This window comes from Chitinophaga jiangningensis, assembly GCF_900142605.1.
In the GTDB taxonomy this organism is placed as follows: Bacteria; Bacteroidota; Bacteroidia; order Chitinophagales; family Chitinophagaceae; genus Chitinophaga; species Chitinophaga jiangningensis.
Genome location: NZ_FRBL01000001.1, coordinates 15,067 through 40,427, shown reverse-complemented (window position 1 = coordinate 40,427; position 25,361 = coordinate 15,067). Strand labels below are relative to the sequence as shown.

At 48.2% G+C, this 25,361-nt stretch carries 14 protein-coding genes; 6 read left to right on the top strand and 8 right to left on the bottom strand.

Annotated elements, in window-relative coordinates; translation table 11 throughout:
* Positions 1–61: 61 nt before the first annotated feature.
* The 5 genes from dapB to BUB18_RS00110 form a co-directional block, all read right to left on the bottom strand.
* The gene (gene dapB / locus BUB18_RS00130) at positions 62–778 is read right to left on the bottom strand and encodes a 4-hydroxy-tetrahydrodipicolinate reductase (RefSeq protein WP_073076869.1); all 717 of its coding nucleotides are present in this window, start codon (positions 776–778) and stop codon (positions 62–64) included.
* Positions 779–817: 39 nt separating this feature from the next.
* A complete protein-coding gene (locus BUB18_RS00125) occupies positions 818–1,537 on the bottom strand; it encodes a DUF5683 domain-containing protein (RefSeq protein WP_143159770.1) in 720 nt (239 codons plus the stop codon).
* Positions 1,530–2,456 (bottom strand): ParB/RepB/Spo0J family partition protein, encoded by a 927-nt coding sequence (locus tag BUB18_RS00120; protein ID WP_073076864.1) that lies wholly within the window; start codon positions 2,454–2,456, stop codon positions 1,530–1,532. The genes BUB18_RS00125 and BUB18_RS00120 overlap by 8 nt, the downstream gene beginning before the upstream one ends.
* Complete coding sequence (locus BUB18_RS00115) at positions 2,440–3,261, bottom strand: ParA family protein (RefSeq protein ID WP_073076863.1); 822 nt, start codon at positions 3,259–3,261, stop codon at positions 2,440–2,442. The genes BUB18_RS00120 and BUB18_RS00115 overlap by 17 nt, the downstream gene beginning before the upstream one ends.
* 64 nt (positions 3,262–3,325) lie before the next feature.
* Entirely contained in the window at positions 3,326–4,006 is a 681-nt protein-coding gene (locus BUB18_RS00110; RefSeq protein WP_073076861.1) for a metal-dependent hydrolase, read from the bottom strand.
* Between the two features lie 427 nt (positions 4,007–4,433).
* On the opposite strand from BUB18_RS00110, the gene BUB18_RS00105 reads away from it, so the two are divergent.
* From BUB18_RS00105 to lon, 4 genes are all read left to right on the top strand, one after another.
* Complete coding sequence (locus BUB18_RS00105; RefSeq protein ID WP_245805594.1) at positions 4,434–5,606, top strand: metallophosphoesterase; 1,173 nt, start codon at positions 4,434–4,436, stop codon at positions 5,604–5,606.
* Positions 5,607–5,739: 133 nt separating this feature from the next.
* Complete coding sequence (locus tag BUB18_RS00100; RefSeq protein WP_073076858.1) at positions 5,740–6,654, top strand: hypothetical protein; 915 nt, start codon at positions 5,740–5,742, stop codon at positions 6,652–6,654.
* Between the two features lie 110 nt (positions 6,655–6,764).
* Positions 6,765–7,370 carry a porin family protein gene (locus BUB18_RS00095; protein ID WP_073076856.1) on the top strand — a complete coding sequence of 202 codons (606 nt, stop codon included), beginning with the start codon at positions 6,765–6,767 and terminating at the stop codon, positions 7,368–7,370.
* Between the two features lie 177 nt (positions 7,371–7,547).
* Positions 7,548–9,950: an endopeptidase La gene (gene lon / locus BUB18_RS00090; protein ID WP_073076853.1), complete on the top strand. Its 2,403-nt coding sequence runs from the start codon at positions 7,548–7,550 to the stop codon at positions 9,948–9,950.
* Between the two features lie 201 nt (positions 9,951–10,151).
* Here the strand turns inward: lon and BUB18_RS00085 are convergent, their stop codons facing one another.
* The 3 genes from BUB18_RS00085 to ahcY form a co-directional block, all read right to left on the bottom strand.
* A complete protein-coding gene (locus BUB18_RS00085) occupies positions 10,152–10,934 on the bottom strand; it encodes a hypothetical protein (RefSeq protein ID WP_143159769.1) in 783 nt (260 codons plus the stop codon).
* A gap of 287 nt (positions 10,935–11,221) precedes the next feature.
* Positions 11,222–11,953: a pyridoxine 5'-phosphate synthase gene (locus BUB18_RS00080; protein ID WP_073076851.1), complete on the bottom strand. Its 732-nt coding sequence runs from the start codon at positions 11,951–11,953 to the stop codon at positions 11,222–11,224.
* Between the two features lie 251 nt (positions 11,954–12,204).
* On the bottom strand, positions 12,205–13,533 hold the full coding sequence (gene ahcY / locus BUB18_RS00075) for an adenosylhomocysteinase (RefSeq protein ID WP_073076850.1): 1,329 nt from the start codon (positions 13,531–13,533) through the stop codon (positions 12,205–12,207).
* A 508-nt stretch (positions 13,534–14,041) separates the two neighbouring features.
* On the opposite strand from ahcY, the gene BUB18_RS00070 reads away from it, so the two are divergent.
* Both BUB18_RS00070 and BUB18_RS00065 read left to right on the top strand, forming a co-directional pair.
* Positions 14,042–24,409: a T9SS type B sorting domain-containing protein gene (locus BUB18_RS00070; RefSeq protein ID WP_178372052.1), complete on the top strand. Its 10,368-nt coding sequence runs from the start codon at positions 14,042–14,044 to the stop codon at positions 24,407–24,409.
* Between the two features lie 18 nt (positions 24,410–24,427).
* The gene (locus BUB18_RS00065; RefSeq protein ID WP_073076847.1) at positions 24,428–25,342 is read left to right on the top strand and encodes a PorP/SprF family type IX secretion system membrane protein; all 915 of its coding nucleotides are present in this window, start codon (positions 24,428–24,430) and stop codon (positions 25,340–25,342) included.
* The last annotated feature ends 19 nt before the right edge of the window (positions 25,343–25,361 follow it).

The window sequence follows — 25,361 nt, the reverse complement described above, 5'->3', positions numbered from 1 at the left end:
GCAGCGAACATTATTTAATGCAACAAATATAAGTTGTTCCCGCGTCTTTTAGACATTTCCCTTACAGGTTGAGTACATCCTTCATGGTATATACCCCTTTTTTACCTTTCAGATACTCGGCTGCCACTACGGCACCAGCTGCAAAACCTTCGCGGCTATGGGCAGTATGGGTAATGCTGATATCATCGATAGCAGAGGTATAGGTAACCGTATGCGTGCCCGGAGCAGGGTCGATACGTTTGGAGATGATGCTGAGTTGATCGGCAGCAGTGGCTTCTTCGTTTACCCATGCATGTTTGCGGGTAACGGCGCCCAGTACCTGCTCGGCCAGGGAAATAGCAGTGCCGCTTGGACTGTCTTTCTTCTGGGTATGATGGATTTCTTCCATCTGTACGTCATACTGAGGCTGGCTGGCCATCAGTTCGGCCAGGCGTTTGTTTATCTCAAAGAAAATATTTACACCGATGCTGAAGTTAGTGGTTTGCAGGAAACCCTTGCCTTCTTTCTCCGCCATCGCCTTTACCTCCGGCAGCTTATCCAGCCAGCCGGTAGTGCCGGAAACAACAGGAACATCAGCGGCAAAGCACTTCATTACATTCTCGTAGGCTGTTTCAGGGGTGGTAAACTCGATCGCCACATCTGCCTGGCCCAGGTGTTCCTTTTCCAGCAGATGCTTACTGTTAATATCAATACGGAGAATTACTTCGTGTCCTTTGGCGGTGGCGATGGCATCAATGGCTTTACCCATTTTACCATATCCGATTAACGCAATTTTCATGACCTGACTCGTGTTTTATGTTGTTGGTTGAATGGTGTATCAGCGACCTGCGTAAAACAAGCCCTGTCTGGTTTTTTTACCTCCTCCAATGGAGATATTCACACCTATTCCTAATGTACGGTTATTAATGATGGTAGGGGAAACCCTTAATGTAAGATCGTTGGATACATCAAATGAACGCAAATGCGCAAATACAGTAGCATCAATGATATTGAGGCCATACGACAGTACAAAAAACAACACGGATAAATCCACATACTGCCGGTACTGATCCCTGATTACCTTAATGGCTTCCGCCGGATAGGTGCGGGGATAGATGTCTTCAAACTCGTCGTGAATATCCGGGTTGTTAAGCATCCGGATGCGGTAGGCATCACGGTAACGCTTATACTCATTCATATTAAAAATGAAAAATCCGGTACAGGTACCAATCGCGGCGTATACCAGCGGGATCTTCCAGTATTCCTTATTGTAAGCCTGTCCAAGGCCCGGCAGAATAGCGGAATATAGTGCTGCCTTGCGGGGACTGTGAATGGAAGGCTCATTGAATTTGGCATCAACGGCGGATCTGTTGCCGGAAATCGCCGTGTCGGCCTGCATTACGAGGCCTCCGGCAGTATCCGCAGCGTGTTTGATCACCGGTGCTACCGTATCTTGTTGCTGAGGCAGGGACGCAGCCATAGCTGGCAATGCCGCCATCGCCAACAGCACTAAGCATAAGTTTCTGATGAAAGAATAAATCTGTGAAGGCTTAGCCACCGTATAAGTCAATTTTTTCCAGAATCCCGTTCAGCTCTTCATCTGAATAGAACTCGATCATGATACTTCCTTTTCCGTTCTTATCTCTGTCCAGTCTAACTTTAGTGGAGAAGTGAGAAGCCAGGTTGTCCTGAATTTTCAGGAACGCCGGTGCCAGTTTTACCTTAGCCTTCTGCTGATTGCCTTTATCACCTGCCTGGTGCATGCGACGAGCCAGTTCTTCCGTTTGCCGTACAGACAAGCCACCTTTCATCACCTCCCCAAAGAGGAAAAGCTGGTTCTCCACCTTGTCGATACCGGTGATCACACGGGCATGACCCATGCTGAGCTGGCCGTTGCGCACTGCTACCTGGATATCTGGTGGCAGTTTGAGCAGGCGGATATAGTTGGTAACGGTACTTCTTTCTTTACCCATGCGGTCAGCCACCTGTTCCTGGGTGAGGCTGCACTCTTCCATGAGGCGCTTGTAGCTGAGGCCCACCTCAATAGCATTGAGGTTTTCGCGCTGCAGGTTTTCCAGCAGGGCGAGTTCCAGCAACTCCTGGTCGTTAACCTGGCGCACATAGGCCGGGATATCTTTCAGCTCGGCCATCTTGCTGGCCCTGAGCCTGCGCTCCCCGGCAATCAGCTGGTATTTTTTATTGCTGATTTTAGCTACAGTGATAGGCTGAATGATGTCATGCAGCCTGATCGACTGACTCAGTTCCTGTAAGGCTACCTCATCAAAATCACGGCGTGGCTGTTTAGGATTGGTCACAATCTGGTCCAGCGGTATACGTTCAATACCGGTAACAGCAGCAGCAGGAATAGCGCCCTTGTCGCCAAGTGCGCCTGCAGTTTGCTTCAGGTCTGTTTCTATGTTCTGGAGCAGCGAGCGGATGCCTTTACCCAGCGCCTCTTTCTTACTTGGATTGGTCATCGTTTATAGCTAAGATTTTGTCTTTAGATTTTATTTTGGTGAAATTATGTTTCTGCAGAATTTCCTTGGCCAGGTTAAGATAGTTGATCGCCCCGGTGCTGGCTGCATCGTACATAATTACTGATTTACCAAAGCTCGGTGCTTCACCCAGCTTGGTATTACGGTGTATAATAGTATTAAACACGCTCTCTTCAAAGTGCTGCTTCACCTCGTCCACCACCTGGTTGCTCAGGCGCAAACGGCCATCGTACATCGTCATCAGGATGCCTTCAATTTCCAGTTCGGTATTGAGCCGGCTCTGCACAATTTTGATGGTATTCAGCAGTTTTCCCAAACCTTCCAGTGCAAAAAACTCACATTGTACCGGAATAATCACGGAGTTGGATGCTACCAGCGCATTTACCGTAATCAAACCCAGTGATGGTGAGCAGTCCAGGATAACGAAATCATAATCCGCCTGCACGCTGTCTATCACCTGTTTCATCACACGCTCCCTGTTAGGGTGGTTAATCAGCTCCAGTTCAGCACCTACAAGATCTATATGGGAAGGAAGTACTTTCAGATTGGGGGTATCAGATTCCAGGATGACGTCTTTGGCCTGCACATCGTTTACCATACAGTCGTAAAGGCTCTGCTGCACATTGCGCAGGTCAAAGCCAAGCCCTGTGGTGCTGTTAGCCTGAGGATCAGCATCTACCAGCAGCGTTTTGAACTCCAGTACTGCCAGGCTGCTTGCCAGGTTAATTGCACTTGTAGTTTTTCCTACGCCACCTTTCTGGTTAGCGATTGCGATTATTCTTGCCATTGTCTAATTTAAAAATTCAAGGTTATTTATAGGATAAGGATAAACTAATTTTGCCGCCTCTTCCTCAAACCTCAATTGTACTGCCGATTTCAGGCAGCAGCAACTCCAGACCTGCGTCTGAAAACTGTGCCTTTGCCGACTCATGGTTAATCTTAATATAACCAAAAGTATCGTAGTGCACGCCAATAATTTTTGCACATTCAATCATCTCCGATGCCGCAATGGCATCTTCCACGCCCATGGTGAAGTTGTCGCCGATCGGCAGAATTGCAAAATTCAGTTTAGCCGCCGCCGGTACCAGTTCCATGTCGTAAGTCAGCGCCGTATCCCCGCTGTAATAGAAATTACCCTCATCTGTGATGAAAATAAAGCCCATCGGGTTACCGCCATAACTACCGTCCGGTAAGCTGCTGCTGTGCTGCGCCACCGTACATTTCACCATACCAAAGTCAAATTTCCATTTGCCCCCGGTATTCATCGGATGTAACAACTCCAGGCCCTGTTTGCCCGCCCAGCTCACAATCTCAAAATTACTTACCACCGTAGCACCGGTCCGTTTCGCCACTTCCACCAGGTCAGCCGTATGATCGTCATGACCATGGGAAACAAATATGTAATCAGCCTTAATGGCTTCAATATCAATCTTCTTTGCCAATTCGTTGTGACGGATAAATGGATCAAACATGATCTTTTTACCCTTGATTTCCACAACAAAGCAGGAATGTCCGAAATAGGTGAATTTCATAAATTAATCATTTGAATGAACTACCAGGCCCTACGCCCGTAATTTGGATATCAATATTAATTTCACACAATTAAAAGTAACCCCAATCGGACAAAAATACAACGATTAGGTAAAAATCAGACGAGGCAGTATATTTATTTATTCACAACTTCCCTTCGTACACCCGTTTTTCAGATCGCTCAAATGTAATCGTTTCTTTTTCCATGGAAAAAAAATAAAACATACAATTATCCGGATTGTTATTCGTCTATATAACGAACTACATGACTTTTAACTTTTTGGACCGACCCGAAATCGGTACCTTGCTTAATTAATCATATTAATATAATATATAATAATGCGCCCTGGCTCTAATTCGTTCCTACTGGTCATATTCCTCCTGCTACTGGATATCTATGTCTTTCAGGCTGTTCGTGCAATTGTATATATGTCCAGCCCCCGGGTGCGGACCATCACCTACAGTACCTACTGGATCATCTCCATCGCCTGCCTCATCACCGTTGTACTCCTCCCATATATCAAATGGCATAACTGGCCCACCACCGTCCGCTCCTACGTACTGGCCATCATTATAGGCCTGGTAGTAGCCAAACTGCTGGCTGCCGTTTTTCTCCTCCTCGACGATGCCCGCCGCGGCATCACCTGGATCATTCGTAAATTCTCCGCCCCTAAAGATGTTACCATGGAGGCCGTGAACGGCCTCACCCGCTCACAATTCCTCAACAGACTTGGCCTCATCGCCGGGGGAAGCCTCTTTGCCACCCTCGTTTATGGGTTCTCCAATAAGTATAATTATCATGTTCATAAGATAAAACTGAACTTCAAAAACCTGCCCGCTGCCTTCAAAGGCATGCGCATCGTGCAGATCTCGGATATCCATTCCGGCAGCTTCGCCAACCGCGAAGCCGTGCTGAAAGGGGTGAAAATGATCAACGATCAAAAGCCGGACCTGGTGCTGTTTACCGGTGATCTGGTAAACGACCGCGCCACCGAAATGGAACAATGGATGGACGTGTTCCGCCAGGTAAAAGCCCCTATGGGCGTGTACTCTACCCTGGGTAACCACGACTATGGCGACTATTACCCATGGCCGGATAAGCAACCTAACGGTTACAGCGCCATGCAGCACGAAAACCTTGAAACACTCAAGAAAGTACATGCTGACCTGGGCTGGCGCCTCATGATGAATGAAAATACCATCCTGCAAAAAGGAGAGGATAAAATAGCCCTGCTCGGCGTGGAAAACTGGAGCGCTATGAGCCGCTTCCCTAAATACGGCGACCTTAAACGCGCCTACGAAGGAGTGGCGGATGTACCGTTTAAAATCCTGATGTCGCACGATCCCACCCACTGGGACGCACAGATCAGACCTGAATACCCTGATATTGCCCTCACTCTCGCCGGCCATACCCACGGTATGCAGTTCGGTATCGAAATCCCGGGAATCAGATGGAGCCCGGCCCAATACATCTACAAAGAATGGGCTGGCCTTTACAAGGAAGGGGAACAATGTCTGTATGTCAACAGGGGCTTTGGCTTCCTCGGCTATCCCGGCAGAGTAGGAGTGCTGCCGGAAATCACTGTGATCGACCTGGCTTAAGGATACAATTTCCCCGGTTATCGACAAATTTCAATGCTCCACCTATAGTTAGGGCCACTTTACCTTTTAATTGCAAAAGGAGTGCATAGGAACAACTATATTGCACGTACGAAAATTCTGCAAATTGCATTTCATGCGTGCATACTTTATATTCTTGTTACTGTTGTGCTGTCACCTGGCTAACGGGCAATCCCTGGCCGACCTGGAACGTCAGTTGGATTCCCTGCTGCGCAAAAACGCCAGGAGTGAACTGGAGGCCGGCCTGGGCTATGGTAATAATCCTGCCTATGGTAGTAAAGTACCAGACTACAGCGCGCCGCTGGTCATGAAAACTTTTGTAGCACCATCCCTTACTTACTACCATAAATCAGGATTCTACGCAGGTTTCAGCGGGTATTATCTCTTCGATGCCTACCGGCAACCATGGTTTGAGTGGGATGCTTCTGCAGGTTACGACTATACGAAAAACAGCAAATTCCTCACCGGTATCTCCTATACCCATTACTTTTTTGCTGATAGCAGCGATGTGCCTTTGTCGCCCATTGATAACGAAGTATTTGCCTATTTCTACTATCGGGGCTGGTGGCTGGAACCGGGCATCAGCATCGATTACGGTTGGGGTACCACCACTGCAGAAGGACTTTATGTGAAGGAAACGATGCGTGGTACTGATTTTAACGTGATTGCCACGGTAAGGCATCCCTTCGTTTTTACCGATATATTTTCTTCGAAAGATGCCGTGTTGCTGACGCCATCTGTGTCGCTCACCACCGGCACAGCAAATTATTACAGCAACCTCAAATCATTTCAGTACTTCTCGAGGTCTCCCAAAATGAAGCGATTCCTGCCCCAATTCCCGTTTGGCCGGGAGTATACCGTCAGCCAGGTGACAGATTTCCAGCCGAGGGCACTGGATCTCACCGTCAGTATGTCGTACCTCTTTGGAAAAATAAGTCTATCCCCTTCCTATACAGTTTTCAAAACTTTTAATATGGATGAAACCGGCCTCCTGAGCTACTTCACAGCCCGCCTGTCCTATATCTTCTAAAAAAATTAACATATAGCACGGATTTTGTATAAAAGCCAGCCACGGATAGCTCGTAGGGGTAAAACACTTCCCTGCACGTCTATATTTTAACCATGACAAATAATTGTTTTATGAAAAAGTTCCTACTTGCTGTTGTCCTGCTGACTGCAACAGCTGTTTCGTCTGTTAATGCTCAATCTTTACTCCGCTGGGGTGTTAAAGGTGGCGCCAACCTTGGAAAACTCGATGGTACCGGTTATCAGGATGGTTTTAATCTGGGTTATCATCTCGGTGGTTTTGTGCAGTTAAACCTGGTAAAAGGGTTTGGGGTACAGGGAGAATTGATCTTCTCTTCCACAAAAACCAAAACCACGGATGATTTCAGTGAAATCTACAATACCGGCAACCTGGAAGACAATGGTAAAAAAATCAGCCTGAACTACCTGAGCATTCCGCTCCTGGCAAACATTGACCTGGGTACTAAACGTCTGAAACTCCAGCTGGGACCTCAGTTTGGAGCCCTGGTGAGCGACAAGAAAGTATTCGGCGCCGCACAAAATGCCTTTAAAGGAGGCGAAATCTCTGGTGTGGCCGGCCTCTGGCTGCAACTGCCTATCGTTAACGTGAGTGCCCGTTACATTATTGGCTTCAACGATGTGGAAAACATCAGTAGTGTCACCAACACCGGCAACTGGAAAAATCAATCCATCCAGCTGGGTGTGGGTGTTACCCTCTAATAATATTTTATTTGAAACTGTTAAGGGCTTTTATTCCTGCTGCGCAGGGATGAAAGCCCTTACTTTTGGCAGGGATTTCACTTGGCATTAAACTTGACAAGGTACCCATGCTATAAATCTCAGGCGTTTTGGAAAGATGATCTGACAGAATGTCCTCAGAGGCTTTAAATATTTCAGATGAATAGATTTTATTTAGGAAATTCAGAAGATGAAATGGAGTTCATGCCTATTATCCCGCTCAGTGAAGACGGAGAGGGAGAGCAGGATGAGAAAATCCCCGATGAACTGGCATTATTACCTTTACGAAATACAGTACTCTTCCCTGGCGTGGTTTTACCTATCACCGTTGGCAGGGATAAATCCATAAAGGCAGTTAACGACGCTTACAAGACTGACAAAATGGTCGGTGTGGTAGCGCAAAAAGACAGTACGATCGAAGATCCTACGGTAGCTGATCTCAGTGAGGTTGGAACGGTAGCCCGTATCGTGAAGTTGATCAAAATGCCGGACGGCGGCACCACCATCATCATCCAGGGCCGCAAACGCTTTAAGATCGATGAAGTGGTAACAGAAGATCCTTACTTCAAAGCAAGGATCGAATTGTTGCAAGACGAGCTGGTGGAGGACGATACCGAGTTTGATGCTTATATCTCATCGATTAAGGACCTCGCTACCCAGATCATTCAGTTATCGCCTAACCTGCCATCAGAGGCCAGCATCATCCTCAAAAACATAGAAAATGCCTCTTTCCTGGTGCATTTCGTGTCGTCCAACCTTAATTCTGAACTGAAGGACAAGCAATTGTTGCTGGAAACCAATAACCTTCGCCATCGCGCGGAGTTGCTGATGAAACTCCTGCAAACAGAACTACAGCTCGCGGAACTAAAAAATAAGATTACCAATAAAACCAAGGCTGACCTCGATAAACAGCAACGGGATTACTTCCTGCAACAGCAGATGAAATCCATTAAAGAGGAGTTGGGGGGAGATAGTAACGACCGCGAAATCCGCGAGATGAAGCGGAAGGCAGAAGACAAAAAATGGCCGGCGGCAGCGGCGGAAGCTTTCACCAAAGGCATTGAAAAGCTGGAGCGCATGCATCCCAGCACGCCGGACTACAGCGTGGTATACAACCACCTGGACCTCCTGCTGGACCTGCCCTGGGGGGAATATACCACCGATAGTTACGACCTGAAAAAGGCGAAAAAAATACTCGATAACGACCACTATGGTATGGACAAGATCAAGGAGCGTATCCTTGAATACCTGGCGGTGCTGAAACTGAAAGGGGATATGAAGTCGCCTATTCTTTGCTTTGTAGGCCCTCCGGGTATTGGTAAAACCTCTCTTGGCCGCTCTATCGCCAATGCAGTGGGCCGTAAATATGTGCGTTTGAGTTTGGGTGGTATGCACGACGAAAGCGAGATCCGCGGACATCGTAAAACCTACATCGGTGCCATGCCTGGTCGAATCGTACAATCTATTCGAAAAATCAAGTCTTCCAATCCGGTAATGATCCTGGACGAGATTGATAAATTAGGTAATGATCATCGGGGAGATCCCAGCTCCGCTATGCTGGAAGTACTCGATCCGGAGCAAAACAGCACTTTTTACGATAACTACTTAGAGCTGGAATATGATCTGAGCAAAGTCCTGTTCATCGCCACCGCGAACAATGTAGCTGCCATTCCGGCGCCATTGCGCGACAGGCTGGAGATCATCGATCTTACCGGGTATTCCATAGAAGAGAAGGTGGAGATTGCAAAACGCCACCTGATTCCTAAACAGAAAGATGCGCATGGGCTGAAGGATATTAAAATCCGTATAGCCAATAGCGTTATTGAGCATATCATTGCTGACTACACCCGTGAAAGCGGTGTACGTGAGCTCGACAGGCAGTTTGCAGCCCTGATGCGTAACCTCGCTAAAGAGGTGGCATTGGAAAATCCTTTACCGGATGCTGTTACCAACGAATTTGTGGAAAAAGTGCTGGGGAAATCCAGGTATTCCAATGAAATCTATAAGGTAGGTAATCCGCCGGGAGTGGCCGTAGGCCTCGCCTGGACGTATGTAGGGGGCGACATCCTGTTTATCGAAAGTAGCTTAAGCGAAGGCAAAGGTGATCTGAAACTGACCGGTAACCTGGGCAATGTGATGAAAGAGTCCGCAGTTACAGCGCTGACCTATCTCCAGGGTAATGCTGCTACTTATAAGATTGATCCAAAAATGTTCAGGGAAAAGAGCGTGCATGTGCACGTACCGGAAGGCGCAGTGCCTAAAGATGGCCCGAGTGCTGGTATCACCATGCTCACAGCGCTGGCATCGGCCTTTACCGGCCGCCGCGTAAAATCCTACCTGGCGATGACGGGTGAAATTACGCTTCGTGGACAGGTACTGCCGGTAGGTGGTATTAAAGAAAAAATTCTGGCTGCCAAACGCGCCGGTATCCGCGAAATTATCCTCTGCTGGCAAAATGAAAAGGACATAAAGGACATCAACCCGGATTATATCAAGGGGGTGAAATTCCATTATGTACGTGAAATGAACCAAGTGCTGGATATAGCGTTATTAAAGAAGTAACACCGTGTATCATTACTGTCACTCCTGACGGTAACCTATAAATACATTCATATCGGTTTGTTGTGACCCCGGTATGAATCATGTTGATTGTTTTAAGGGTTCGATAAAGCCATTTGCGGAAGCGAGTGGCTTTATCGCTTTAATAGCCAAAACAAAACGAGGGGCCACAGGCCCCTCGTTTTGTTTTGGAATGAAGTGTGTTTATTGGCAAAACGGTACACCTGGATAAGTCAGTGTATTGCTGGAACTACTCACGAAGTTATAATAAGGGTAAGTTAAGCGTGCATTTTGAGTGCCATTGAACATCACCAGCTGTGGGCTGCCAAAAGACCAGCGGTCCACATACATCGCTCTGTAGGTGTAGAATGGTGCGTTCTCAAAACCTAGTGCATTACTGTTTAAACCTTTGTAGGTATTTGTGTTCATGTCTATGCGCGCGTATTGTGTACCTGAAAAAATGTACAACTGAGGTTGTTTGTTGTAGTAGGTAGTTACGGTATCTACGAACAGGGCATCTACGGAAGTGAATGGCAGACCCGGATAGCGGCTGGAGATGCTGTCAACTCCTTCGTAAATGTTATTGAGGATATCGAACTTTGCCACCTTATTACCGCTGAAAATCATCAGCTTTGGAACACTGTCGGACCATACATCCACAAACACAGCATCAAAAGTGCTGAAAGGAACATTCTTATAGCCATCAGCAATAGTGTTTAACCCTGCATAGGTATGCGTGGTTAAATCATAACGCCCATAATTTGTACCTTTAAAAATGTACAGTTGTGGTGTAGCATAATGCCAGGTGTCCACATAGGTAGCATCTGGGTTAAGGCAGGCAGTATCCAGTATAGGCGGATTTGTGCCTGTGCTGTCATTCAATAAAGTGTTGTTGGCCGCCAGTGGATCATTCTGCATGCTTTTTTCACATGACTGATGGAGTAACGCCATTGACGCGGCGAATACAAGTACTAGTAGTTTTTTCATAATGAAGGGTAATGGTTTAAAGTGGGTTAAAAAAAGATGTTAACGCTATAGGTTATAAATGCATTTTCCGTTTATACTTTTTGCAATAATTAACGCAATAAAAGTATGAGATATTAAAATAAATTATAGATTTTTTTTATGCTTGAAAAGAATAAAGCAGGATTCGGCTATGCAGTTATCTGTAGGGGAGGCACCACAAAAGAACAGAGGGACCATTGGTCCCTCTGTTCTTTTGTGGTGCAGTGTTCAGGCGGAATTTATCCGTGTAAATATTGTATGAGCTTCGCTTAATCCACCAGCTGGCGTTTATATAATTGAATCGTATTCTCCAACCCAAAATAGATTGCATCAGCCACCAGTGCGTGGCCGATAGACACTTCTTTCAGCTGCGGGATATGCAGTTTGAAGAAGCGGAGGTTATCCAGGTTGAGGTCATGCCCTGCATTGAGGTCGAGCCCAATTTCTGAAGCTGCGCGGGCTGTATTTTTATAGTCATTAAACAGCTGCAGGTTTTGCGGCTGTGTGCGGGCATTGAAATATTCTTCTGCGTAAGGGCCGGTATAGAGCTCGATACGGTCGGCACCGGCAGTTTTAGCCCCTTCTACGAGGTTTACATCCGGGTTCAGGAAGATGGAAACGCGGATACCTGCTTTTTTGAAAGCGCCGATCACATCTTTTAGGAAGGACTGGTAGGTGATGGTATCCCATCCGGTGTTGGAGGTGATTGCATCTGGCGGATCAGGAACCAGCGTTACCTGGTCAGGCTTTACTTTAAGAACCAGGTCCATAAAATCCGGTGAAGGATAACCTTCTATATTGAATTCAGTGGTAACGAGCGGCTTCAGGTCGAGTACGTCCTGGTAACGGATATGTCTTTCATCAGGGCGTGGGTGTACAGTAATGCCATCAGCGCCGAATCGCTCACAGTCCTGGGCTACCTTTAAAATATCTGGAACGTTGCCACCGCGAGCATTGCGCAGTGTTGCAAACTTGTTGATGTTAACACTCAGCTTTGTCATGCCGCAAAAATATTGATTTTTTTTTGGAAGTAACTGCATTAAGATGCTTGCCGCAGGCTGTTCGCAGGCGGTAGATACTCCGTGCCTCCGCCACCATCGGCGCTAGGTCTATCCTACCGTCTCCGCTAACGCAGCAGCCACCGCGCGCAGCGCTGAATCTTCCACCGATGCCGAAGGCATCGGTTCAAAATAAGCATAAAAAAAAGCGAGTACCTTTTCGGTACCCGCTCAGGACTATGTTTACAGTACAATTAGTATCTGTAGTAATCAGGTTTGAATGGACCTTCCACTGGAATACCCAGATATTCAGATTGGGTAGAAGTCAGTACATCCAGTTCCACCCCGATTTTTTTCAGGTGAAGACGGGCAACTTTTTCATCCAGGTGTTTAGGCAGCACGTAAACTTTGTTTTCGTACTTGTCTGCGTTCAGCCAGAGTTCCAGCTGAGCCAGTGTTTGGTTGGTGAAAGAGTTGGACATTACGAAAGATGGGTGACCGGTAGCGCAACCCAGGTTTACCAGGCGGCCTTCAGCCAGCAGGATGATATCTTTACCATCGATAGTATATTTATCTACCTGTGGTTTGATTTCAACTTTAGTATTGCCGTAATTTTTATTTAACCATGCAACGTCGATTTCGATATCGAAGTGACCGATATTGGAAACGATGCATTTATCTTTCATCAGTTTGAAGTGTTCGCCAGTGATGATATCGCGGCAGCCGGTAGTGGTAACTACGATGTCGGCTTCTTTAATAGCATCGCTCATTTTTTTCACTTCGTAACCTTCCATGGCAGCCTGCAGTGCGCAGATCGGATCGATTTCAGTTACGATTACGCGTGCACCGGCACCACGGAGGGATTCCGCAGAACCTTTACCTACGTCACCGAAACCAGCAACTACAGCCACTTTACCGGCGATCATCACGTCGGTAGCGCGACGGATAGCATCTACGCAGGATTCGCGGCAACCGTACTTGTTATCGAATTTGGATTTGGTTACAGAGTCGTTAATGTTGATCGCAGGCATCGGAAGGGTACCGTTTTTCATGCGCTCATACAGGCGGTGAACACCGGTAGTGGTTTCTTCAGACAAACCTTTGATGTGCTGGATCAGCTCAGGGTAACGATCCAGTACCATGTTGGTGAGGTCACCACCATCGTCCAGGATCATGTTCAGCGGACGGTCAGCGCCACCGAAGAACAGGGTTTGCTCGATGCACCAGTCAAAGTCCTGCTCATTCAGGCCTTTCCATGCAAATACAGGCACACCTGCAGCAGCTACCGCGGCAGCAGCATGATCCTGTGTGGAAAAGATATTGCAGGAGCTCCAGCGTACTTCCGCACCCAGGTGAACCAGGGTCTCGATCAGTACGGCAGTCTGGATAGTCATGTGCAGGCAACCAGCGATACGCGCACCTTTCAGCGGCTGGCTGTTGCCATATTCCTCACGGAGAGACATCAGACCCGGCATTTCAGCTTCTGCCAGCTCAATTTCCTTGCGACCCCACTCAGCGAGGGACATATCTTTTACCTTATATTTCAGGTCAAAGTCAATGTTAGATTTTGAAACAGTAGACATTCTTACTTTTTTTTGCAAATCTATGGTTATTTTTTCTTTCTACATAGGATTTGATACCTCATTCTTTCTTTTTAAACGTTAAAAATTCTGAAAAAATCCTGACTTAGCTGCATTTACATCTCCATTATATTTTTATTTGAATAAATATATTTTATGTTTTAGATTTGTAAATTAAAATATATGATTTAATATATTATTGTTGTGATTTAGATTCCAGAGAGAAGTAGATATAATAATTTATAAAAATCATCCCACTGCTGAAGTATTGCAGCTACTTTGTTTGCTCCACGTTGAAAATATCAACGGAACTTTTTTATACCAATGGCCGGTTTTTCAACACTTCCTTAATAAGTGTATGCCATTGGGAGAGCCATTTTACGGAATCGCGCATATAGGGTTTACAAAGGACTGTTTTTCATTACTGACTTAAAATCTATATGTATAAATAGAAATTTTACAAGCTTATATGTTAGTCCTGTCCTATCCTACGAAAGTATCTAAGACAGCTATGCTCCAACGTTTAGCCTTTGCCATGAGGAAAGTGTTGTTGATAGCCATCCTCCTGCTGCCTGCTTTCGCTGCTGTTAGTCAGCAGGTAGTAATAAACCCCTCCGGAGGCAACACCGCCACCGACGGGCTCAGAATCACCATAGGTCCTGATGGCAAAATAAATGTATACCGTAACGGCAGAGCTGAAACCGGCACCAACCCGGATACAGGCAATAAAGGAATCTGGACTTTCTGGAAAGGACTCTTTTGGAATGGCGGCGTTCCCGGCCCCGTAAATTATACACCCAATAATATTACTGTCACCGATGTAATGGGCGATGGTACACCAGCCAACCCCTACAAAGTAGCCATATTCTCAAAAATAGACTACGTGTACTCGGTTGCCCGCACCGCATACATACGCACGGTTATCAGCTACGAAGCCCCTAAAAAATACTTTACCTATAACGTCACCATTTATGGAACGGATTTTACCAGGGTAAGCCCTTTCCTGTATATAACGGAATTTGCTGCATTACAGGATAACATTGGGGCTCCTGAACAGCAAAATAACCTGAATACAAGAGGCTTTTACCAGGTAGGTCAATCCTATACCAATACCTCCGGCACATCTGCCACCATCAATACCCTGCCGGGTATCGTCCGCTTTACTGACGATTTCGGCGGTTATCCACAGTCCAATAACGGGGATTATGCACACGTATACCGGTTGAAAGACAATGAAAGCTTCCACTCTGTGAGCCTGGGACTTTATGCTACCACCACCAGCGTAGACGCCAGCACCGGCGCTTTAAATAACGATGTAAATAACGGCACCGGCGTCCTCAGAGGTATGGCAGTAGGAATTAAAATGCCTGAAACCGGCCCCACCACTAATCGATGGGCTTCAGGAAGCGTACTGCGTATAGGCTATGACGATACCCGGGATATGCTGGCCACCTCCACAGTTAAAGAACCCATGACAGATGTCAGCGGGTTAAACAGCTCCCCCGTAACGGTAGAATTTACCGCTACCGCACTGTCACAAAGCGAAGGCAATACCACGGCTCCAGCCACCAATCTGAAAATAAGAGTGAGCGGCGGGAATCTCACAGCACCTGCCTACATAAAGTTCGCAGCCGCAGCGGCAGACGCAGGAGAACAACACCCGGCCATTGAAGGCGTGGATTATACTTATGATCATGCCGGCTTCTGGATTCCCGCCGCCGACTATAAAACCTCGCCCAAGGATATCACCGTAGATATCGTGAAAATATTAGGTAATACTAAACTGGAATACGCCAGGAACCTGAACTTCCAGCTGCTGCCAGCAGTGGATCCACTCGTAGTCCTCGGCACCAAAACCCTGACTAAATACACCATCCTCGACGATGAACCCAGCGATATCACCGCTTCCGTTACCTCGGCATCTGTAGCAGAGGGTAACGACGCTACCATACATGTGAAATTGCCGGATAACGTAAACGCCAGCGAACAAATCACCGTCACCGCTACCGTCAATAACACAGGAGCCACCCATCCGGCCACAGAAGGAACTGACTTCCCTGCCATCGCCGTCGCACATATCGAACCAGGACAAAATGGGACAGACCTTATTTTACATGCACTTCCTGATCAGATCATCGAATATGATGAACTGGTGAAAATTAATATCTCCGCAGTAGTAATGGGTAATACCAAAACTACCAACCAGGATATCACCATAAAAGACGGTACCAAACTTATACCGGCCAATACTGCTATCACATTTTCTACCATACCGAACAGCGACCTGTACGAAGGCTATGAAGGCACTCTGGCATTTTCCCTGCCGGCAGGTGTTACCACCGACGTTCCAATTACACTCTCGCTCGCCGGTATAACGGGAACGGCTAAACCGGCTGACTACTCCATCGGTGCACCACTGGCGATCAACAGCGGCAACTCCGGTTCTACCACCCTGAACCTGACAGATGATAACCTGGTAGAGAAAACAGAAACAATGATCCTTGGTGGTACTGCTACGGATGCTGATGGCTATAGCGGCTACACCGTAACCGCCCACACCATAAACATTTTAGACAGCGAATATCCATTGCCAGGCCCTGTGACAGTATACCTGGATAAGTCGGCCATCAAAGAAGGGGAGGCCACCGGTGCCACTTACCGGGTAGCGCTACCGGCAGGACTGGCCGCAGGCTATGATATGTCATTTGTCCTTACGCCTGGTACAGGTACCACCGCCGGCACGGATCGATATACCATGCCGGCTACGGTTACCATTAGCGAAAATGCTACCGGCAGCCTGCCTGGAAATGGAAAAATTATCGCCACCAGCAATACCATCCTCGGCGATGACGCCATATTATATTTATCACTCGCCAGCGGTGACGCTAACATCCCAGTGCCAGCCGCCCAGCAGCTGAACATCCAGGATGATACCCGTACTACCTCACCAGGTAGTAACGTACTCACCATCACCCCGGTGAAAGCCACCCTCAATGAAGGAGAAGACACCAAATTCACCCTCGCTTTACCAAACAATATTACCAGCACTCAACCGATACAGGTGACCCTCACAGTAGATGCATCTTCTACCGCGAACCCAGGCGGTGACTATACCCTGCACAGTACCACGCTTACTTTGCCGGCAGGCAGCACCTCCATCACCACTGCCGATCCGGTAGTAACTGCAGCACTTGATAAAATCATTGAAGGCACGGAAACATTGGTAATCACCGCCACCGCTGATAATAACATCACGGTAGCCGGTCCTGTTACCATCAGTATTAACGACATCACCCGCAATGATGCCGCTAACCTCCAGCTGACTATCAGCACCACCGCCACTGCCACCCAGCTGAAGGAAGGATTTACCGCACCATACACCATTGCACTGCCCACCGGCGTTACAGCGGAAGTGGACCTCACGGTAACGCTGAAACCTAATACTGCCATTACCAATCCGGCAGGCAGCCTGGACTATCAATATAACCCTGCAACCTTTACCATGCAGGGCAACAGCAAAGCATTCCAACTGGAACTCCTTCCTGACGACTTACTGGAAGGTCCGGAAGAACTGGTGATCGACGCTACAGTTAGTGATGCCAACGGTACCGCCTATACGGTAACCGGACAAACCATTTCCATACTGGATGCGGATTACCCACCTGCCGCTGTCAACCTCCATACCAGCAAAACAAACGTAAAAGAAGGAGAAACACCCGGTACCGAATTTTGGCTGGAACTACCGGACGGACTCACCGCCGATTATCCGCTGACCTTCAGCATCGCCAAAGCAGCCGGCACCACCGCTGTGGATGGTACCTATGCTTTTGAAAACACTACCCTGACCATTGCTAAAGGCGCGCAAACCTCCAATCATATTCATATTACGGCAGATGCCAATAAAGTGTTGAACGATGACAAGGTATTATATATAGCTGCCACCTGCACTTCAGATGCAGCCATTACCACCGCTGCTCCATTGAAACTGGATGTGCTGGATGATACCCGTAACGTGTATCCGGGCAGTGATGTAATCACCATCACCACCACCGCTACTACACTCGCAGAAAACAGTGCTGCAACCTTTACTATTTCCCTGCCGGCCGGCTTTACCTCCGCCACTGATATACAGGTACCAGTGGCTGCCACCACGGGTACGGCAGCTGCTACTGACTTTACCTTTGCAGGTAATGTACTTACACTGCCGGCTACCAATACCAGTATACCTGTTGCAGATGTTACCGTTACCGCGAACACAGACCTGATACTGGAAAATGATGAAGTATTCACAGTACAGGCATCTGCTGTGGCAGGATATAACCTGGCAACAACCACCTGGGCATATACCATCACAGACGAAACCCGCAAGGACGCCAATAACCTGAAACTGCATTTTGAAATTCCTGCTGCAGCTGACCTGAAGGAAGGCAGCAATGGTAAAGTGCGTTTGAGTCTCCCTACTGGCATCACCACCGAAGTACCACTGTACTTCACCATGAAACCTAATACTGGTGCTGCAAGCATTGCCGATTATACGTTGACGTTCCCTGCTGATAATTTCACTGGTAACAATATAGAAGGTGATTTAGTAATACCGCAGGACGGTTTAATGGAAGGAAATGAGGACGTAGTGTTGAATGCAGACATAACTGATCATACGGCCTCCGTATTCACCGTTACCAGTACGCTTTTTAATATCATCGACCACGATTACCCACCGGTAAATCCTGTGATCTATCACCTGAGCAAAACAACAATTGCGGAAGGCGATGTGGATGGTGCTGAGTTCTGGGTGGAGCTGCCGGATAATATTTCAGCTGGTAGCAACCTGAGTTTCGCCATCGCGCCGGGAGCTGCCACCACCGCACTTTCCACGGGGTATGTGTTGCCAGGTACCGTTACAATCCCCGCAGGTGCAAAAGTATCTGACAAAATAAAAATAACAGCAGGTGCCAACCTGGTATTAAACGACCCGGCTGCATTATATATTAAAGCTACCTGCGCCGATCCGGTCATCAGCTCACCTGCTGATGTGAAACTGGATATCACGGATAATACCAGAATAACTTCCCCAGGCAGTGATATAATCACCATCACACCGGTGAAAGCTACGTTGAAGGAAGGTGAAGCTACTGCATTCAGTATTGCCCTGCCGGCTAATATCACGTCTGCTATTCCTGTTTCGGTAGATATGGGAGCTGTTGCGGGCACCGCTACGGCAGCTGATTACAGCTTCAGTGGCACTACCCTTACCCTGCCTGCAGCAACCAATAATACTATTCCTGCCGATGTAACCCTGACGGCTACACCGGATTTAGTGCTGGAAAATGATGAACAACTGCAGGTAACTGCACAAACTGTTGCAGGTTATACCTTAAGCACCGCCAGCTGGAATATGACCATTACGGATGAAACCCGTATTGATCCTGCCAACCGGGTGATCAGCTTCACCACACCAGCCGCGGGCCTGCTCACAGAAGGCTATGCCGGTAAAGTGAATATCAGCTTACCATCAGGTGTAACTACACAGGTGCCAATTACAATTACCTTCAAACCTAATACAGGTGCTGCTACCGCGGCCGACTATACGCTGACCTTTGCAGCAGGCAGCTTCACCGGCAACAATGCTGATGCTGACCTGGACCTGAAACTGGACGGATTGATGGAAGGCAATGAAGAGGTGGTAGTAGATGCTACGGCTACGGACGGTACCAGCTCCGTATTTACCGTAGTACCACATACATTCACGATCATAGATAAGGACTATCCACCGGTAAATCCGGTGATACTCCACCTGGATAAAACAGCCATTAAAGAAAATGAAGCACCTGGCGCCGCCTTCTGGATTGAATTGCCGGATGGCGCTACCGCAGGGCGTCAATTCACCTTTAACCTGGCGGCCGCTGCCAGCTCCACAGCTACTGCCGACAGATATAACCTGCCGGCTTCGGTTACAATCGAATCGGGTAAACAAACCTCCGATCCGGTTTACATCACCGCCAATACCAATAAAGTACTGGATGATGATGCGGTATTAAATATCAGCGCTACCTGCACGGATGTGAATATCACTGCTCCTGCACCTGTGAAACTGGACATCCAGGATAATACCAGGGTCACTTCACCAAACAGTGACGTGGTCACTATCACTGCAGTAACTGCTCCGCTCACAGAAGGAAACGCTACTAAGTTGAATATCAGTCTGCCAACGGATATCACTTCTGCCAAAGATATTGTGGTAACACTGGGTGTAAATTCAGCCCAGGCTGCTGCTACTGATTATAGTTTACTGGCCGCTACCATCACCCTGCCTGCAGCCACAAATGCCACCAATACACCAGCAGATGTGCTGGCTGCCACCGCAGATAATATCATAGAAAATGATGAACAGGTAACCATTACCGGTAATGCCGGTCCAGGATTCACCGTGTCAGACTATACGCTTACCATCAACGATGCTACGCGCAGAGATGCAGGCAACCGGATCATCACTGTTAGTCCGGCTTCCACCGTACAACTGCATGAAGGCAATGCCCAGTCTTACACGTTCAGCCTCCCGGCAGGTATCACCACAGAAATTCCTATCTCCCTAAACTTTACTACCAGTGGTACAGCCACACCAGGTACCGGTAACGACTATACGATAGCTGCTACCGCTGCTATTACCAGCGGCAGTGAAGTAGTGGTACCATTGACTGTGTTAACGGATGACCTGGTGGAAGGTACTGAAACCATTGCCATCCATACCTCCGGTACGGATAATACCGGTAACGCCTACACGGTTTCGGGTATCAATGCTGAAATTATTGATGCACAATACCCGGTAACACTTGAATTAACCGCCACTCCGGACCACATCCTGGAAGGATTTACCTCCGCTGTATCCGTGAAACTGCCTAACAACTGGCGCGCCGCGGAAAACATGACCATCACTATTAATAAAGGCGCCTCCTCTACACTGGATGCTGCCGAACATGGTCCGCTGCCGGCAACACTGGTGATTCCGAAAAACGGTAACGCAGCCATCGCGGTGGATATATTGGCGAAAAGCAATGACATGCTGGGCGACGGTGGTACCATCGTACTGGAAGGAGCCAGCGCCGACAATAATATTACCATTACGCCGGTAACCATTACCGTGCAGGATAGCACCATCAAGCGCCCCGGCTCTAACATCCTGAATATTACCAGCAACAAGGCTACGCTGAATGAAGGCGAACAAGCCAGCCTCACCGTGGCGCTGGGTGGCACCATGACTTCCAGGTCCGACATCATCGTAACACTGGGCCGCAAAGCCGCTTCCACTGCCGGAACCGGCGACCTGCAATTTGCCACGGCCACGGCTACACTGAAAGCCGGCGATCATAGTGTTACCTTCCCTAACTTCTTCACCGGCGTTACGGATCAGATTCTGGAACTTAATGAGCAGTTTATTGTAACGGGTGAGTCCGGAGAGTTCAGCATAGCTGACCTGCCGTTTACCATCAACGACGTTACCAGAACCATTCCGGCCAACCTGGTATTCAGCATCACCCCGTCCAAAGCAGGCCAGCTGCTGGAAGGTGATGATGTACAATTGCAGGTGAATCTGCCCGCGGGTGTAACCACCGAAGTGCCTGTAACCGTTACCATGAACGTGAGTGGCGCCGCCACCGCAGACGACTACACGCTGCCGGCCACCTTCATTTATAATAAAGACACCACACTGGCATTACATATTAATACAGATGAGCTGGTAGAAGGAAATGAAACCCTGAACATCGGTATTTCCGCTACTGACGGCATCAGCAATTATACGAATACACCTGCTGCATTTAACATTAAAGATGCACAGTATCCGGCCCGGATTATCCTGGAGGCGATACCTGCACAAATCAATGAAGGTAGTGCCGGTACCTCACTCACTGCCCGGTTCGAAAACAACTGGAAAGCAGGAAGCGACTACGTAGTGACCTTGCAGAAAGATGCTGCCAACAGCGCCGCTGATTCCGATCACGCTGCGCTGCCTGCCAACATCACCATTACCAAAGGTCAGAACACAGGTACCGCCGCGGCTACCGTTACCGCCACGTCGGACCTCATCCTGGAAGACGATGAGGATATCCTTATCAACGGAGTATGTAATGATGCGAACCTCCCGGTAGACGCTACCCGCGTAACTATACTCGACAGAACACACGATGATCCTGCTACAGGAAGAATTTATATGTCGCGCGTAACGCCAGGACCTAACGTGGTAGAAGGCCACAGCTACACCGTAAATGTATCCCTGGCACCTAATGTAACTTCCAGCAAGGATATTACCGTATCCCTTAATGTATCCGGTAACTCTACTGCTGCGGTGTCTGATGTGAACGGGTTGCCCACCACCATTACCATTCCGGCGGGTGCTACGGATTACGCCTTCGCCTTCACCGCGCTCACAGATAATATCATTGAACGTCCGGAACTCTACCGCATAGTAGCTACGCCTGTTAACTACAATGGTATGAAAGGGGATTCTATTGATGTGACCATCGTGGATGCTACCAGTGCTGATCCGCTCAACCTGCGCGTGAAGCTGGCGCTTGATTCCACCTCCCTGATGGAAGGTAACAGCAGTAAACTGACTTTAAGTTTTGTAACACCGAATATCATCGCAGGGGAGGACCTGGTAGTGGCCATCGCACCTGATGCTGCTTCTACCGCTGACGCGGCTGACTACACCGGCTTACCGGCGCAGCTGATCATTCCTGCCGGCGATCCTTCAGCTACCTATACACTCACCGCTACGGCAGATAAAATAATAGAAGGTACCGAGCAACTGTTGCTCAAAGGAAGTATTCCTTCCAGCTACTTCACTTACCAGCTGGAACAACCTAAGGTGCTGACCATTCAGGAGGCGGTACCAACTACGGTGCAGCTGCTCAAAAAGAACGATGCTTCAGAGCCGGCAACCACAGGCGCTTACACCGTGAAGCTGCCATTGGATTACACCGCCGCCGCTGATGTGAACGTGACTTTGTTTATAGGTTCGGTACCAGGTGCTACCAACATTGGTAGTGTAGCCAACACCGTTACCATTCCGGTAGGTGCCAACAGTGCGGATGTATTGGTAAACGTAATCGATAATGCCGTGATTGAAGGTGATGAAATACTGCCGGCAGCCCTGAAAGCAGCCAGCATGAACCGGGGCAATGGCATCTTCCCGTATACAGTAAACACCCTTGACACTGTGAAAATGATCATTCACGATGATGAAAGCGCCGCCACCGGTGCCAAAGCAACCGCCAGAACCATGCTGGTGGAAAAAGTGAAAGATGCCGCCGAACCTGCTGTACAGGGCGCCTTTAAAGTACGCTTCACTGATCAGCAGCTCACTGCCGTGAAGGATGTACAGGTAAATTATACGGTAGGCGGTACCGCCGTAGCGGATAGTCGCTATAAGAAACTGAGTGGCACCGTTACCATACCGGCGGGCAGCAGCAGCGCCACCATCAATGTAGATCCAATCGATAATAATATTGTGGAAGGAGACGGTACGGTGTCGTTGCAGATAAAAGATATCAACAGCAGTATGACCGGAGTAACCTGGCCGGTAGCCGGTCAAACCGCACCGGAAGTAATAATTGCGGACAACGACACGCTGGTGGTGAACCTCAGCACCACAGTAACTACAGCAGCGGAAGGCAGCCCGGTACAGTTTACACTGAAATCGCCTAGTCGCGCTGCTATAGCCGTACCTGTGAGGATACAGGTATCACAGGATGCAGTGAGAACCTTCACCGCCAGCGAAGGACAGATCAACGGTAACATCCTGACCGTGAATCTGCCGGCTATGCAGTCGGAACATACCTTCACCATCACGGCTTCCGATGATGCCGTAAATGATGACAACGGATTCCTGCACACCACCCTGCTGCCATATGCTGGTACCAATAGCACACCGCTGTATGTAACCGGTGCCGCTACCACTGCCAATGTCATCATTACTGATAATGATCCACTGGTGCTTTCTTTTGCAGATACTAAATTCTCCGTGAAAGAAGGGGATAAGGGAGAGCATAACCGTCTCCGGTTTGTGGTGACCCTCAGTAACAAGAGCAGTCGCGCTGTAACGGTGAAATTCGATACCGAAGCAGCTACGGAAGGTGTGAGCTATCCGTTCTTCGACTTCAAAGCCACGCCGGGTGAGGATTACGATATGACCGTACATGAGCTGGTGATACCGCCGTTCAGTTCCGAAGGAGAGTTCTTCGTCGACATCATTGGCGACACCACCTTTGAGCAGAACGAAACATTCATACTAAAAATGCTGAGTGCAACTGCCAACGCTGCTACTAACCTGCCAACCATCGGGGAGCCGGCCAAAACCACCGGCATCATCCTCAACGATGATCCGATGTGCGGTGAATGCGACACCGATGGCGACGGCCTTACCAACGCCCAGGAAGACATCAATAAGAACGGTGATCCGTTTGATGATGATACCGACGGCGACGGCATTCCTAACTTCCTGGACCTGGATTCCGATGGCGACGGGGTACCTGATTCCGTGGAAAGATGGACTACTGACGGCCGCCAGCTGAGCGATAACGAAGGTAAGATCCGCGTGCATCCTGCCCTCTCGCCGAACAACGACGGTCAGGGTAACGACTTTATGTACATCGAAAACATTGAGAAATATCCGACTAACCAGGTGGTGATCTTTAACCGCTGGGGTGGTACGGTCTACAAAACAAATAACTATAACAACAAGTCCAACAACTTCAGAGGGAAGTCGAATACCGGCGGAGCGTCCGGCAGCGATGTGCCCGACGGCTCTTACTTCTACAACATCCAGATTTGGGTAGATGGTAAGGTGGAAAGCAAAACGGGCTTCATTGTAATCAAACGCTAACATTCAACAATTGAACCTATGCGTAACTTTTTGATAAGAACAGGCTGTTTTCTTTCGGTAATGCTGGGCACTGCCTCCTATGTGCAGGCCCAACAGGAGCCGATCTATTCGCAGTACATGTTTAACGGTATGGTGATCAATCCGGCCTACCCTTCTATGGACGAGTCGTCGAGCCTCACGGCTGTAGGCCGCAACCAGTGGGTAGGCGTGGACGGTGCCCCCAGAACTTTATCGGCCTCTTTTTATACGCCGATAAAAGCCACCAATACTAGTTTGGGGGTGTCGATGATCAATGAAAAAATCACGGTCAACTCACAAACCCAGTTGAATTTCAACATATCTCAACGTGTAAAACTGAACGAAAAGGTGTATATAGCACTCGGTTTGAAAGGTGGGATGGCCCAATACAGGGAAGATAACAGCTCCCTTTCCACTACCGACCCGGTATTTGCCCAAAATCAGAGCTACTGGAAATCGGATGTTGGATTTGGATTAATGTTATTTACGGATAGATTTTTTGTTGGCTTATCTTCGCCTACCTTTCAGAGCTTTGATTTGGGAGGGAAATTGTACAAGGTGACGGCTAAGTCTCACTATTATCTGCAAACAGGCTACCTGTTTACCCTTACCGATGATGTGAAATTCAAGCCTAATCTCCTGCTTCGTGCCGTTACAGGCGCCGGCCTGGAGTACGACATTAATGCCAACGTATTGCTTAAAAACCTCGTTTGGCTGGGTGCTTCCTGGCGTTCGGAAAAAACGATCACCGGGCTGGTACAAATCCAGGCGACCAAAAATCTGCAGATAGGCTATTCCTATGATACACCGTTGCAATCCAATCTTAGAGGTGCGCAAACCGTATCGCACGAGTTAATGATCAACTACCGCTTTGCCTGGAATAAATGGAAAGTGGTGGCGCCGCGTTATTTCTAATTGTATAATTGATGATACT

Excerpts from the sequence above, each read along its gene's own strand:
- ahcY (WP_073076850.1), bottom strand. The coding sequence starts at position 13,533 with ATGTCTACTGTTTCAAAATCTAACATTGACTTTGACCTGAAATATAAG.
- BUB18_RS00105 (WP_245805594.1), top strand. The coding sequence starts at position 4,434 with ATGTCCAGCCCCCGGGTGCGGACCATCACCTACAGTACCTACTGGATC.
- BUB18_RS00095 (WP_073076856.1), top strand. The coding sequence starts at position 6,765 with ATGAAAAAGTTCCTACTTGCTGTTGTCCTGCTGACTGCAACAGCTGTT.
- BUB18_RS00080 (WP_073076851.1), bottom strand. The coding sequence starts at position 11,953 with ATGACAAAGCTGAGTGTTAACATCAACAAGTTTGCAACACTGCGCAAT.
- BUB18_RS00070 (WP_178372052.1), top strand. The coding sequence starts at position 14,042 with ATGCTCCAACGTTTAGCCTTTGCCATGAGGAAAGTGTTGTTGATAGCC.
- BUB18_RS00115 (WP_073076863.1), bottom strand. The coding sequence starts at position 3,261 with ATGGCAAGAATAATCGCAATCGCTAACCAGAAAGGTGGCGTAGGAAAA.
- BUB18_RS00120 (WP_073076864.1), bottom strand. The coding sequence starts at position 2,456 with ATGACCAATCCAAGTAAGAAAGAGGCGCTGGGTAAAGGCATCCGCTCG.
- lon (WP_073076853.1), top strand. The coding sequence starts at position 7,548 with ATGAATAGATTTTATTTAGGAAATTCAGAAGATGAAATGGAGTTCATG.
- BUB18_RS00100 (WP_073076858.1), top strand. The coding sequence starts at position 5,740 with ATGCGTGCATACTTTATATTCTTGTTACTGTTGTGCTGTCACCTGGCT.
- BUB18_RS00110 (WP_073076861.1), bottom strand. The coding sequence starts at position 4,006 with ATGAAATTCACCTATTTCGGACATTCCTGCTTTGTTGTGGAAATCAAG.
- BUB18_RS00065 (WP_073076847.1), top strand. The coding sequence starts at position 24,428 with ATGCGTAACTTTTTGATAAGAACAGGCTGTTTTCTTTCGGTAATGCTG.
- dapB (WP_073076869.1), bottom strand. The coding sequence starts at position 778 with ATGAAAATTGCGTTAATCGGATATGGTAAAATGGGTAAAGCCATTGAT.
- BUB18_RS00085 (WP_143159769.1), bottom strand. The coding sequence starts at position 10,934 with ATGAAAAAACTACTAGTACTTGTATTCGCCGCGTCAATGGCGTTACTC.